Source organism: Serratia sp. ME47, from assembly GCF_903970925.1.
Taxonomy (GTDB): Bacteria; Pseudomonadota; Gammaproteobacteria; order Enterobacterales; family Enterobacteriaceae; genus Serratia; species Serratia ureilytica.
Genome location: NZ_CAJCKE010000014.1, coordinates 114,667 through 128,783, shown reverse-complemented (window position 1 = coordinate 128,783; position 14,117 = coordinate 114,667). Strand labels below are relative to the sequence as shown.

The following is a 14,117-nucleotide window of genomic DNA, read 5'->3' as shown; positions in this document are numbered from 1 at the left end:
ATATAGGTAACGCTGTGCCGTTGTACTGCGATTTCGACACGCTCTTCTGCATTTACATCTTTGAGTGTCTACTTCCTTCATATTGTGTCTTTACTTTTTTTTTAATTACGCCCCCGCCCCCCACGATCTACATTATACCCACCCCTCTCCCCCACCACGCCCCTCTCCGGTTTTTTCCCCCGACAGCACCTGCCACAACAGATGCCGGTACACCGGCATCAGCGGCTGTTGGCTCAGCAAATAGCCGACCGCCAACGTCGCCAGCCAACTCAATCCGCACACCACGCGCAGCCGCAGCGGCGTCAGCCAACGGCTCAGCCGATCGGCGCTGCGCTTGCCCTCGCGCCACCAGCGCCAGCTCAGCCACACCGCCAGCCAGATCAGCAGCGCCGCCGCGAGCAACAGCCACTTGAACGTCGCGCTGTTGGCGTCGGCGGGGATATCGATCGCCACCCCCGCCAGAATGCCGGGGAAGAAATAGACCGGCGGCCAGGTCAGGCAACCGATGATGTTCGGCAACGCAAACTTGTACGGCGGCAAATCGAGCATGCCGGCCACCATCGGCACCAGCGGGCGCGTCGGGCCAACGAAGCGACCGATCAAAATGGTCGCCATGCTGTGCTGGTGCAAGGCATGTTCGGTTTTGTCGAGCAGCGCTTTGTTCTTCTTCAGAAACGACCAGCGATGCAAAGGCCCCTTAAAGGCGCGGCCGACGAAATAGGAGATCCAATCGCCGAGCAGGCAGCCGACGATGCCCGCCGCCCAGGCGTAGTAAAAATCCACCTTGCCGCTGCCGATCAGCGCGCCGATGCTGGCCATCATCACCGTGCCGGGCAACAGCAGCCCCACCAGCGCCAACGACTCCAGAAAAGCGACCAGCAGAACGACCATCAGAGTGAAAGCCAGTGACTGGGTGATCAAATCTTGTAAATAGGCTTCCATTACACCTCTGTGGATTATTCGGGCCAAACGGGGCCGAGGATTTTCCAGCGCCGCCGCTGGCGAGTCAATCGATGAATTGTATGCGTATTTGGCAACGCCGCGCGGCAATGGACAATCACTGTATAAAAACCCATACTATAATTTATCTATATTAGCGCCAAAACCGACATCACGCTGAACGTCGCACACGCCGCCCGGCGAAAAACGAAGGGGTTATGACAGCACTGCAACAGGGGTTCCTGCTCACTCGCCACTGGCGCGACACGCCCGCCGGCACCGAGGTCGAATTTTGGCTGGCGACCGACGCGGGCCCGCGCCAGCTGCGTCTGCCGCCGCAAACCTCGGTGGCGTTTATCCCCGCCGAACAAAGGCAGCGCGCGGAACTGCTGCTGCGCGAAGAGCGGCAAGTCGAACTGAAACCGCTGGCGCTGACGGATTTTCATCACCGCCCGATGCTGGGGCTGTACTGCCGCCAGCACCGTCAGCTCATCAAGCTGGAAAAACTGCTGCGGGAAGGCGGCGTTGCGGTCTACGAGGCCGACATTCGCCCGCCCGAGCGCTACCTGATGGAACGCTTCATCACCGCGCCGGTATGGTTCAACGGCCAGGGCGACGGCAATGGGCCGTTGCTCAGCGGCCAAATGAAGCCGGCGCCGGAGTACCGCCCAACGCTAAAACTGGTGTCGCTGGATATCGAAACCACCGCCCACGGCGAGCTTTACTCCATCGCGCTGGAAGGCTGCGGCCAGCGGCAGGTCTACATGCTGGGGCCGGCCAACGGCGGCGATGAGCCGCTGGATTTCGATCTGGAATACTGCGCCAGCCGCCCTCAACTGCTGGAACGGCTGAACGCGTGGCTGGAGCGTCACGATCCCGACGCCATCATCGGCTGGAACCTGGTGCAGTTCGATCTGCGGGTGCTGCAAAAGCACGCCGAACGCTACCAAATCCCGCTGCGGCTGGGGCGCGGCGGCAACCTGCTGGAATGGCGCGAGCATGGCTTCAAGCAGAATCACTTTTTCGCCGCCGCCGCCGGCCGCCTGATCATCGACGGCATCGAGGCGCTGAAATCCGCCACCTGGAACTTTCCCTCCTTCAGCCTGGAATACGTTTCGCAGGCGCTGCTGGGCGAAGGCAAGGCGATCGACAATCCTTATCAGCGCATGGCGGAGATCGACCGGCGCTTCGCCGAAGACAAGCCGGCGCTGGCCCGCTACAACCTGAAAGACTGCGAGCTGGTGACGCGGATTTTCGCCAAGGCCGACCTGCTCAACTTCCTGCTGGAGCGCGCCACCGTCACCGGGCTGGCGGCCGATCGCAGCGGCGGATCGGTGGCGGCCTTCAGCCACCTCTATATGCCGCGCATGCATCGCCTGGGCTTTGTCGCCCCCAACCTCGGCGAACAGCCGGAGGAACACAGCCCTGGCGGCTTTGTGATGGATTCCCGGCCCGGCCTGTACGACTCGGTGCTGGTGCTGGACTATAAAAGTCTGTACCCGTCGATCATCCGCACCTTCTTAATCGATCCGGTCGGGTTGGTGGAAGGCATGCGCCACCCCAGCGACGCCGACTCGGTGCCCGGCTTTCGCAACGCCCGCTTCTCGCGCAGCAAACACTGCCTGCCGGCGATCGTCGAGCAGATCTGGCAAGGGCGCGAGGCCGCCAAACGCCAGCACAACAAGCCCCTGTCGCAGGCGCTGAAGATCATCATGAACGCACTTTACGGCGTGCTGGGATCGAGCGGCTGCCGCTTCTTCGATCCGCGGCTGGCGTCGTCGATCACCCTGCGCGGCCACGAGATCATGCGCCAAACCCGCGAGCTGATCGAAGCCGAAGGGTATCAGGTGATTTACGGCGACACTGACTCCACCTTCGTTTGGTTGAAACAGCCGCATGACGAGCAGCAGGCGGCGCAGATCGGCCGGGCGCTGGTGCAGCGGGTCAACGCCTGGTGGCAACAGCATCTGCAGCAGCAGTTCGGGCTGGAGAACGCGCTGGAACTGGAGTTCGAAACCCACTATTCCCGATTCCTGATGCCGACCATTCGCGGCGCCGAACAGGGCAGCAAAAAACGCTACGCCGGCCTGGTCGCGCGCGCCGACGGCCAGGAAGAGATGGTGTACAAAGGCCTGGAAACGGTGCGCACCGACTGGACGCCGCTGGCGCAGCAGTTCCAGCAGCAGCTCTATCAGCGCATCTTCAAACAACAGCCCTACCAGGACTATGTGCGCGACTACGTCGGCAAAACCCTGAACGGCGACTTCGACGATCAATTGGTGTACCGCAAACGGCTGCGCAGAAAGCTCGACGACTATCAGCGCAATGTGCCGCCGCACGCCCGCGCCGCGCGCATCGCCGACGACTACAACCGCAGTCAGGGGCGGCCGCTGCAGTATCAGAACGGCGGCTGGATCAGCTACGTGATGACCGTCGCCGGGCCGGAACCGCTGGAAACCCGCCATTCGCCCATCGATTATCAGCACTACCTCGAACGTCAGCTGCAACCGGTGGCAGACGCTATACTCCCTTTCTTGCACGACGACTTCACCACGCTGGTCACCGGGCAGATGGGGCTGTTTTGAGATTGCGCCAGGTTAAGAAAAATCATCCGGTTTTGCAGGTGACGAACGCGCCGCCTTCCATTACCATAGCGCCCTTCCCAAAACTGAACCACGCTTAGCCCTGCCGTCTCGCGACGTCTGCATGGCGTGAACGGCTATTGCCCGTCAAATTTAAAACAAACCGGGATTAACCGATGTTCAGTACAGGTGCCGCGGCCCTTCCCGCCCGGTAACAAGACTTACTTACAAAGAATCGAGCCGACAATATATGCCTTTTACTCTTGGTCAACGCTGGATCAGCGACACGGAAAGCGAATTAGGACTGGGCACCGTCGTGGCGCTGGATGCGCGCATGATTACCCTGCTTTTCCCCGCCACCGGTGAAAACCGCCTCTATGCCAGAAACGATTCGCCGATCACCCGCGTGATGTTCAACCCGGGCGATACCGTCAGCAGCCACGAGGGATGGCAGCTGCAGGTGGAAGAGGTGAAAGAGGAAAACGGTCTGTTGACCTATATCGGCACCCGCCTGGACACCCAGGAAAGCGGCGTGGCGATGCGCGAAGTGCTGCTGGACAGCAAACTGACCTTCAGCAAGCCGCAGGATCGCCTGTTCGCCGGCCAAATCGACCGCATGGATCGTTTCGCGCTGCGTTTTCGCGCCCGCAAATACCAGAGCGAGCAGTATCGCCTGCCGTTCGCCGGCCTGCGCGGCATGCGCGCCAGCCTGATCCCGCACCAGCTGCACATCGCTCATGAAGTCGGCCAGCGCCATGCGCCGCGCGTTCTGCTGGCGGACGAAGTCGGCCTCGGCAAAACCATCGAAGCCGGCATGATCATCCACCAGCAACTGCTGGCGGGCCGCGCCGAGCGCGTGCTGATCGTGGTGCCGGAAACGCTGCAGCACCAGTGGCTGGTGGAGATGATGCGCCGCTTCAACCTCTACTTCTCGCTGTTCGACGACAGCCGCTACGCCGAAGCCAAGCTCGACAGCAGCAACCCGTTCGAGACCGAACAGCTGGTGATCTGCTCGCTGGACTTCGTGCGCCGCAACAAGCAGCGCCTGGAAGAGCTGGCGGACGCCCAGTGGGATCTGCTGGTAGTCGATGAAGCGCACCACCTGGCCTGGAGCGAAGAAGCGCCGAGCCGCGAATATCAGGTGATCGAACAGCTGGCCGAGCATATCCCCGGCGTGCTGCTGCTGACCGCCACCCCGGAACAGCTGGGCCAACAGAGCCACTTTGCGCGCCTGCGCCTGCTCGATCCGAACCGTTTCCACGACTACGGCGAGTTCGTCGCCGAACAGCAGAAATACCGTCCGGTGGCCGACGCCGTCACCCTGCTGCTGAGCGGTGAACGCCTGGCCGACGACAAGCTGAACCTGCTGGGCGAGCTGATCGACGAGCAGGACATCGAACCGCTGCTCAAAGCGGCCAACAGCGAAGGCGACAACGCCGAGCAGGCGCGCCAGGAGCTGGTGGCCATGCTGATGGATCGCCACGGCACCAGCCGCGTGCTGTTCCGCAACACCCGCAACGGCGTGAAGGGCTTCCCGCACCGCAACCTGCACCAGATCAAGCTGCCGTTGCCGACCCAGTATCAGACCGCGATCAAAGTGTCCGGCATCATGGGCGCCAAGAAATCCGTCGAAGCGCGCGCGCGCGACATGCTGTATCCGGAGCAGATCTACCAGGAATTCGAAGGCGAAAACGCCACTTGGTGGAACTTCGACCCGCGCGTCGAATGGTTGCTGGATTACCTGCTGGCCAACCGCAACGAAAAAGTGCTGGTGATCTGCGCCAAAGCCGATACCGCGCTGCAGCTGGAGCAGGTGCTGCGCGAGCGTGAAGCGATCCGCGCCGCGGTGTTCCACGAAGGGCTGTCGATCATCGAGCGCGACCGCGCCGCCGCCTACTTCGCCTCCGAAGAGGAAGGCGCGCAGGTGCTGCTGTGTTCCGAGATCGGTTCCGAAGGCCGCAACTTCCAGTTCGCCAGCCAACTGGTGATGTTCGATCTGCCGTTCAATCCGGATCTGCTGGAACAGCGCATCGGCCGTCTGGACCGTATCGGCCAGATGCACGATATCCAAATCATGGTGCCTTACCTGGAGCACACCGCACAGGCGGTGCTGGGCCGCTGGTTCCACGAAGGGCTCGACGCCTTCGAACACACCTGCCCGACCGGCCGCACCATCTACGACAGCTGCTACGAGCAGTTGATCGGCTATCTGGCCGCGCCGACCGAGCAGGAAGGCCTGGACGAATTCATCCACGCCTGCCGCCAGCAGCATGACCAGTTGAAAGCGCAGCTGGAACAAGGCCGCGACCGTCTGCTGGAGATGCACTCCAACGGCGGCGACAAAGCCCAGGCGCTGGCCGCCGCCATCGCCGAGCAAGATAACGACGTCAACCTGGTGGGCTTCGCACTCAACCTGTTCGACATCGTCGGCATCAATCAGGAAGATCGCAGCGACAACCTGATCGTGCTCACGCCGTCCGACCATATGCTGGTGCCGGACTTCCCGGGCCTGCCACAGGACGGCTGCACCGTCACCTTCGATCGCGATCAGGCGCTGTCGCGCGAAGACGCGCAGTTCGTCAGCTGGGAACACCCGATCATCCGCAACGGCCTGGATCTTATCCTGTCCGGCGATACCGGCAGCTGTGCGGTGTCCCTGTTGAAAAACAAAGCGTTGCCGGTCGGCACCTTGTTGGTTGAGCTGGTGTACGTGGTGGAAGCCCAGGCGCCGAAGCACCTGCAGCTGACCCGCTTCCTGCCGCCGACGCCGATCCGCATGCTGATGGACCGCAAGGGCACCAACCTGGCGGCGCAGGTCGAGTTCGAAAGCTTCAACCGCCAGTTGAACGCGGTCAACCGTCACACCTCCAGCAAGCTGGTCAACGCCGTGCAGCAAGACGTGCACGCCATGCTGCAGCAGGCGGAAAGCCTGGTGGAAGCGCAGGCTCGCACGCTTATCGAACAGGCGAAGCAAGAGGCGGACGACAAGCTGAGCGCCGAGCTGGCGCGTCTGGAAGCGCTGAAGGCGGTCAACCCGAACATCCGCGACGACGAAGTCGAGACGCTGGAGTTCAACCGCCGTCAGGTGCTGGCCAACCTCAATGAAGCCGGCTGGCGTCTCGACGCCATTCGTCTGGTGGTGGTCACCCACCAGTAACCGGCGCGACGCGGGGAGGTGGTTGCCTCCCCGTTCGGCCCTTTTCGCGGAGCCAAGATGGAACCCTACAATCCCCCGCAGGACCCGCTGCACATCCTGTATCAGGATGAACACATCATGGTGGTCAACAAGCCCAGCGGCTTGCTGTCGGTGCCCGGCCGCGCGCCGGAAAACAAAGACAGCCTGATGACCCGCATTCAGGCCGATCATCCGGCCGCCGAATCGGTGCACCGGCTGGATATGGCCACCAGCGGGGTGATCGTGGTGGCGCTCAACAAGGCCGCCGAGCGTGAGCTGAAGCGTCAGTTCCGCGAACGCGAGCCGAAGAAATCCTATATCGCCCGCGTTTGGGGGCATATGGCGCATGACGAAGGGTTGGTGGATTTGCCGCTAATCTGCGACTGGCCGAACCGGCCGCTGCAAAAGGTGTGTTTTGACACCGGCAAAGCGGCGCAGACGGAATATCTGGTGCTGTCGCGCGACGCCGACGGCAGCACCCGCGTGAAGCTGACGCCGATCACCGGCCGCTCGCATCAGCTGCGGGTGCACATGCTGGCGCTGGGACACCCGATCCTCGGCGACGGTTTCTACGCTCCGCCGGAAGCCAAAGCGATGGCGCCGCGGCTGCAGCTGCATGCGCAAGAGCTGCGCATCACCCACCCCGCCTTCCAGACGCCGATGCACTTTCGCGCCGAGCCGGATTTCTGAGCTCATCACCCCGAGATACCCTAAATAATTCGAGTTGCAGGAAGGCGGCAACTAAGCGCAGCCCCGGGAGCGTACAAAAAGTACGTGACCGGGGTAAGCGCGGGCAGCCAACACACCTGCAGCTCGAAGTATGACGGGTATCGTTATTTAAAACCTTTCTCGCGTTTGATCAGGTCGTACGCAGCCTGGATCTCCTGCGCTTTCTGCTTGGCCATTTCCATCATCTCCGGCGGTAAGCCTTTCGCCACCAGCTTATCCGGATGGTGTTCGCTCATCAGCTTGCGGTAGGCGCGTTTGATGGTGGCGGCATCGTCGCTGCTGCGCACGCCGAGCACCTTGCACGCATCGTCGAGCGTCGGGCCGCGCTGAGCCTGCTGATAACCGCCCTGCGAATACCCGCCCTGCTGACCGCCGCCGAACTGACGCCCGCCCTCCATCATGCTGAGGAACTGATCGAACTGCGCGCGCGAAATGCCCAGCTCTTCGGCGATGACATACAGCACCTGACGTTCGTTCGGGTGCAGCGAGCCGTCGGCGAACGCCGCCTGAATCTGAATTTCCAGAAACATCCGAATCAGATCGAAGCGGCCGAAACAGATGCTGCGGAACTGCTGCAGCGTCTCACGCAGCGGGAACTGGCTCTGTTTGCCCTCGCGGAACGCCTGCTGCGCCGCAGTGCGGGCTTCGCCGTGCAGCTGCAGGCGATCCATGAACAGGCTGGCGATCTGGATATCCGCCTCGGTGACGCGTCCTTTGGATTTGGTCAGGTGGCCCATAACCTGAAAAGTGGTGCGGAAAAACAGCGTTTGCCGCGTTTGCTGGTCGGTGAAAAACCCCCGGCTGCGCTTGTTGCTGCGCGCCGTATCGATCATATGACCGATAATCAGCCCCAGAACTACACCCCAGAATCCCGCGCCAGACCAGATGGCGACGATGACGCCGAGCAGTTTTCCCCAATACTGCATATACTCCTCAATTATCATGCCGAAAGCCGCCCGCTCTCCTCCGTTTCAGGAAAGGGCGCAGGCGATTTTTCCTAGAATTTGGATTATCATACCTGTCATTTATCTTTGCGCCTAACGACGACGCAAGTAAACGGCTGGATTTAGCACTAGCGCAACGCAGATGAGTAATATAGTCTCTGACCGTTTGCCGGACACGACGCCTCTGATGACGGAACACCAAAACCGCGTATGAAAAAAAGTTTCCCAACACTGCTGGCCACGATGATTTGGACGGCACTCTACAGTCAGCATGCGCTGGCTGATCTGGCCGAGCAATGCATGCTTGGCGTTCCTGTTTACGACAAGCCTTTGGTCAGCGGCGATCCGAACAGCCAGCCGGTGACCATCAATGCCGATGACTCGCGCGCCGACTACCCGAAAAGCGCCCTGTTCAGCGGCAACGTGCATATCGAGCAGGGCAACAGCACCCTGACCGCCAAAGAAGTTGAGCTGAATCAGACGCAAAACCCCGGCCAGACGGAACCGGTGCGTACCGTCACCGCCACCGGCGACGTGCACTACAGCGACAATCAGATCAAACTGAAAGGCCCGAAGGCCTGGTCTAACCTGAATACCAAAGATACCGACGTCTATGAAGGCGACTACCAGATGGTAGGCCGTCAGGGACGCGGCGACGCCGACAAGATGAAAATGCGCGGCGCCAACCGTTACACCATCTTGGAAAACGGCACCTTTACCTCCTGTCTGCCGGGCGATGACAGCTGGAGCGTGGTCGGTTCCGAAGTGATCCACGATCGCGAAGAGCAGGTGGCGGAAATATGGAACGCCCGCTTCCGCATCGGCGGCGTGCCGGTTTTCTACAGCCCGTACCTGCAGCTGCCGGTCGGCGACAAGCGCCGTTCCGGCTTCCTGATCCCGAACGCCAAGTACGGCAGCAACAACGGCTTCGAGTTCATGTTGCCGTACTACTGGAACATCGCGCCGAACTACGACGCCACCATTACCCCGCACTATATGTCCAAGCGCGGCCTGCAGTGGCAGACCGAGTTCCGTTATCTGGTGCAGCCGGGCCTCGGCCTGATGGAGTTCGACTGGTTGCCGGACGACAAGGAATACGGCAAAACCAATGACGACAACAAACGCTGGCTGTTCTACTGGAACCACAACGGCGTTATGGATCAGGTGTGGCGCTTCAACGTCGATTACACCAAGGTCAGCGATTCCAAGTACTTCACCGATCTGGACTCCAAATACGGCTCCACCACCGACGGCTACGCCACGCAGAAATTCAGCCTCGGCTACGCCAACGAGAACTGGAACGCCACGCTGAGCTCCAAGCAGTTCCAGATTTACGACGGTACCGATCGTTCACTGTCGGACTCGTATAAAGTCCAGCCGCAGCTGGATCTGAATTACTACAAGAACGATCTCGGCCCGTTCGATTTCCATATTTACGGCCAGGCGGCCAAGTTTACCAGCGTCAACCCATATAGCCCTGACGCCACCCGTCTGCATATGGAGCCGACGCTGAGCCTGCCGCTCACCAACGGCTGGGCCAGCCTGAACACCGAAGCCAAGGTGATGGCGACCCATTACCAGCAGGATATTCCTGACGGTTTCGCCGCCAACTATGAAAATCGTAAGAGTACGGTGGACAATCCGGTTACTGCGCCGAACCTCGACAACTCGGTCAACCGCGTACTGCCGCAGTTCAAGGTCGACGGCAAGCTGGTGTTCGAGCGGCCGATGATCTGGGCCGAAGGCGCCACCCAGACGCTGGAGCCGCGCGTGCAGTACCTGTACGTGCCGTACCGCGACCAGAGCAACATCTACACCTACGACACCACGCTGCTGCAGACCGACTATTCCGGCCTGTTCCGCGACCGCACCTACAGCGGGCTGGATCGCATCGCTTCGCAGAACCGCGTCTCTACCGGTGTGACCACCCGGATTTATGATGACGCGCTGGTGGAACGTTTTAACGCTTCCGTGGGTCAAATCTACTACTTCAGCCGTTCACGCACTGGCGATCAGGTGACGGGATACGACAACAACGACGATACCGGCAGCGTGGCCTGGGCCGGCGATACCTATTGGAAAATCGACGATCGTTGGGGCCTGCGCGGCGGCCTGCAGTACGACACCCGCCTGAACAGCGTCTCGCTGGGCAACGGCGTGGTGGAATACCGCCAGGATGCAGAGCGCGTAGTGCAGCTGAACTACCGTTACGCCACGCCGGAATATATCCAGACGGCGTTGAACACCAAAACGGTTCCGGCCTTCCAGGACGGCATCTCGCAGGTGGGCATCACCGGCAGCTGGCCGATCGCCGATCGTTGGGCGGTGGTCGGGGCGTACTACTACGACACCCGCGCCAAACAATCCGCCGATCAGTTGGTAGGGCTGAAGTACAACACCTGCTGCTGGGCGGTGACGCTGGGCTATGAGCGCAAGATCACCGACTGGAACCGCAGCAACAATGCCAGCGTTTACGACAACAGAGTTTCGTTCAACGTCGAACTGCGCGGCCTGAGCAGCGATCATAGTCTCGGCTCCGCAGAAATGCTGCGCTCCGGCATTCTGCCGTATCAGCGCGCATTCTGATGCTTTGCAACACTTTGAAAACGAGAACTTTCACCCGCATTTGCGGATTACATAATGGGAAATGTATGAAGAACTGGAGAACGCTTATTCTCGGATTGGTGGTTTGCGCCAATGCCGCGTTCGCAGCACCCCAAGAAGTGGATAAAGTCGCCGCCGTCGTGGATAACGGCGTGGTACTCGAAAGCGACGTCAACGGACTGTTGCAGTCGGTGAAGCTCAACGCCCAGCAGGCTGGTCAGCAACTGCCGGACGACAAGACGCTGCGCCATCAGATCATCGAACGTCTGATCATGGATAACATCCAGCTGCAGATGGCCAAGAAAATGGGCATCACCGTCTCCGACGCCGATCTGGACAAAGCGATCGCCAACATCGCCGCGCAGAACCGCATGAACGTCGATCAGCTGCGCAGCCGCCTGTCGTACGAAGGGCTGAACTACAACACCTACCGAGCGCAGATCCGCAAAGAGATGCTGATCTCCGAAGTGCGCAACAACGAAGTGCGCCGCCGCGTCACCATCCTGCCGCAGGAAGTGGACGCGCTGGCCAAACAGGTGGGTGCGCAGAACGGCAGCGACACCGAAATGAACATCAGCCACATCCTGATCCCGCTGCCGGAGAACCCGTCGCAGCAGCAGGTCGACAAAGCCGAAGAGCTGGCCAAACGCCTGGTGGGCGAGATCAACAGCGGCGCCGACTTCGGCAAGCTAGCGATCACTTACTCCGCCGACTCTCAGGCGCTGAAAGGCGGCAACATGGGCTGGGGCAAGCTGCAAGAGATCCCGACCCTGTTCGCTGAACGCCTGGTCAGCGCCAAGAAAGGCGACGTCGTCGGCCCAATCCGTTCCGGTGTCGGCTTCCATATCCTGAAAGTCAACGACATCCGCGGCGCCAGCCAGTCGGTGTCGGTCACCGAAGTGCACGCCCGTCACATCCTGCTGAAACCTTCGGTGGTGCTGACCGACGACCAGGCGCGCGCCAAACTGCAATCCGTCGCGGAAGCGATCAAGAGCGGCCGCGCCAAATTCGCCGACGAAGCCAAACAGCTGTCGCAGGATCCGGGTTCCGCCATGCAGGGCGGCGATCTGGGCTGGGCTTCCCCGGACATCTACGATCCCGCCTTCCGCGATGCGTTGCTCAAGCTGAGCAAAGGTGAGATCAGCGCGCCGGTGCACTCTTCCTTCGGTTGGCACCTGATTCAGTTGCTGGATACCCGTCAGGTGGATAAGACCGACGCCGCGCAGAAAGATCGCGCTTACCGCATGCTGTTCAACCGTAAGTTCGCCGAAGAGGCGCAGACCTGGATGCAGGAACAGCGCGCCCAGGCTTACGTGAAGATCCTCGATGGCAGCGATGCGCAGCAATAAACGCGTCGTCATTACCCCCGGCGAACCCGCCGGGGTGGGGCCGGATTTGGTAGCCGCCCTGGCGCAACAGGATTGGCCTGTTGAGCTGGTGGTGTGCGCCGATCCGGCCCTGTTGCTTGAACGCGCCCAATGTTTGGGCCTGCCGCTGACGCTGCGCGACTACCAGCCGCAGCAGCCGGCCGAGGCGCAACGCGCCGGCACACTGACCGTACTGCCGGTGTCGCTCGCTCAGCCGGTCACCGCCGGTGAACTGAACGTCGGCAACAGTGCCTACGTGGTGGAAACCCTGGCGCGCGCCTGTGACGGCTGCCTGAACGGCGAGTTTGCCGCCTTGATCACCGGCCCGGTGAACAAGGGCGTGATCAACGACGCCGGCGTGCCGTTTATCGGCCATACCGAATTCTTTGCCGATCGCAGCCGCTGCGATCGCGTGGTGATGATGCTCGCGACCGAAGAGCTGCGCGTGGCGCTGGCGACCACCCACCTGCCGCTGCTGGCGGTACCGGGCGCCATCACGCAGCAGAGCCTGTTCGAAGTCATTCGCATCCTCGACCACGATCTGAAAACCAAATTTGGCATCGCCCAGCCGCACATTTACGTCTGCGGTCTGAATCCCCACGCAGGGGAAGGCGGCCATATGGGGCGCGAAGAGATAGACACCATCATCCCGGCGCTCGACGCGCTGCGCGCTGACGGTATCCATCTTGTCGGCCCGCTGCCGGCGGACACCCTGTTCCAGCCCAAATATCTGCAAGATGCCGATGCGGTGCTGGCGATGTATCACGATCAGGGGCTGCCGGTGCTAAAATACCAAGGGTTCGGCCGCGCGGTGAATATCACCCTCGGTTTGCCTTTCATACGCACCTCGGTCGACCACGGTACCGCTCTGGAACTGGCCGGCACCGGCACCGCCGATGTCGGCAGTTTCCAAACGGCCCTGAATCTCGCCATTAAAATGATAATTAATTGTAATGAATAACAGAGTCCACCAAGGGCACTTTGCCCGCAAACGCTTTGGACAAAACTTTTTAACCGATCAGTTTGTCATCGATAGCATTGTCTCCGCCATTCACCCGCAGCCGGGCGAAGCGGTGGTCGAGATCGGCCCCGGCCTCGGCGCCCTGACCGAGCCGGTCGGCGCACGCATGGACCGCATGACGGTGATCGAACTGGACCGCGATCTGGCCACTCGGCTGGAGAATCACCCGCAGCTGAAAGACAAGCTGACCATCCGCCAGCAGGACGCCATGACGGTGAATTTCGCCGAACTGGCCGAGGAGGCTGGCCAACCGCTGCGCGTATTTGGTAACCTGCCGTACAATATTTCGACGCCGCTGATGTTCCACCTTTTCAGCTATACTCAGGCAATCCGCGACATGCACTTTATGTTGCAGAAAGAGGTGGTCAACCGTCTGGTGGCCGGCCCTAACAGCAAGGCCTACGGGCGTTTAACCGTGATGGCGCAGTACTACTGCAACGTCATCCCGGTGCTGGAAGTGCCGCCGACCGCGTTCGCGCCGCCGCCGAAGGTCGATTCCGCCGTGGTGCGCCTGGTCCCGCACACCGAGCTGCCGAACCCGGTGGGCGACGTGCGCATGCTGAGCCGCATCACCACGCAGGCGTTCAACCAGCGGCGGAAAACCATCCGCAATAGCCTAGGCGATCTGTTCACGCCGGAGCAGCTGACGGAGCTGGGCGTCGATCCTTCGCTCAGAGCAGAGAATATTTCTGTGGCGCAGTACTGCAAGCTGGCGAACTGGCTGTCAGCCAATCCGACGCCGCAGCAATAAGGAGT

General features: G+C 61.1%; 9 protein-coding genes. 7 read left to right on the top strand and 2 right to left on the bottom strand.

What is annotated here, in order from left to right; translation table 11 throughout:
* Positions 1–132 precede the first annotated feature (132 nt).
* Entirely contained in the window at positions 133–942 is an 810-nt protein-coding gene (locus tag H7A77_RS15450; RefSeq protein ID WP_182074379.1) for a DedA family protein, read from the bottom strand.
* Between the two features lie 215 nt (positions 943–1,157).
* Between H7A77_RS15450 and H7A77_RS15445 the strand changes: the two genes are divergently transcribed.
* The 3 genes from H7A77_RS15445 to rluA all read left to right on the top strand — a co-directional run bounded on the left by H7A77_RS15445 (position 1,158) and on the right by rluA (position 7,386).
* Complete coding sequence (locus tag H7A77_RS15445) at positions 1,158–3,524, top strand: DNA polymerase II (RefSeq protein ID WP_182074378.1); 2,367 nt, start codon at positions 1,158–1,160, stop codon at positions 3,522–3,524.
* Positions 3,525–3,771: 247 nt separating this feature from the next.
* Entirely contained in the window at positions 3,772–6,678 is a 2,907-nt protein-coding gene (rapA, locus tag H7A77_RS15440; RefSeq protein WP_047025192.1) for an RNA polymerase-associated protein RapA, read from the top strand.
* A 57-nt stretch (positions 6,679–6,735) separates the two neighbouring features.
* A complete protein-coding gene (rluA, locus tag H7A77_RS15435) occupies positions 6,736–7,386 on the top strand; it encodes a bifunctional tRNA pseudouridine(32) synthase/23S rRNA pseudouridine(746) synthase RluA (RefSeq protein WP_033641835.1) in 651 nt (216 codons plus the stop codon).
* A 143-nt stretch (positions 7,387–7,529) separates the two neighbouring features.
* Here rluA and djlA read toward each other — a convergent pair whose 3' ends face one another.
* Entirely contained in the window at positions 7,530–8,351 is an 822-nt protein-coding gene (gene djlA, locus H7A77_RS15430) for a co-chaperone DjlA (RefSeq protein ID WP_025301546.1), read from the bottom strand.
* Positions 8,352–8,579: 228 nt separating this feature from the next.
* Between djlA and lptD the strand changes: the two genes are divergently transcribed.
* The 4 genes from lptD to rsmA all read left to right on the top strand — a co-directional run bounded on the left by lptD (position 8,580) and on the right by rsmA (position 14,112).
* Positions 8,580–10,955 carry an LPS assembly protein LptD gene (lptD, locus tag H7A77_RS15425; protein ID WP_147880097.1) on the top strand — a complete coding sequence of 792 codons (2,376 nt, stop codon included), beginning with the start codon at positions 8,580–8,582 and terminating at the stop codon, positions 10,953–10,955.
* A gap of 65 nt (positions 10,956–11,020) precedes the next feature.
* Positions 11,021–12,322, top strand: a complete 1,302-nt coding sequence (gene surA, locus H7A77_RS15420) for a peptidylprolyl isomerase SurA (protein WP_089191173.1) — start codon at positions 11,021–11,023, stop codon at positions 12,320–12,322.
* Positions 12,309–13,301 carry a 4-hydroxythreonine-4-phosphate dehydrogenase PdxA gene (gene pdxA / locus H7A77_RS15415; protein ID WP_089192563.1) on the top strand — a complete coding sequence of 331 codons (993 nt, stop codon included), beginning with the start codon at positions 12,309–12,311 and terminating at the stop codon, positions 13,299–13,301. The genes surA and pdxA overlap by 14 nt, the downstream gene beginning before the upstream one ends.
* Entirely contained in the window at positions 13,294–14,112 is an 819-nt protein-coding gene (gene rsmA / locus H7A77_RS15410; protein WP_182074377.1) for a 16S rRNA (adenine(1518)-N(6)/adenine(1519)-N(6))-dimethyltransferase RsmA, read from the top strand. The genes pdxA and rsmA overlap by 8 nt, the downstream gene beginning before the upstream one ends.
* The last annotated feature ends 5 nt before the right edge of the window (positions 14,113–14,117 follow it).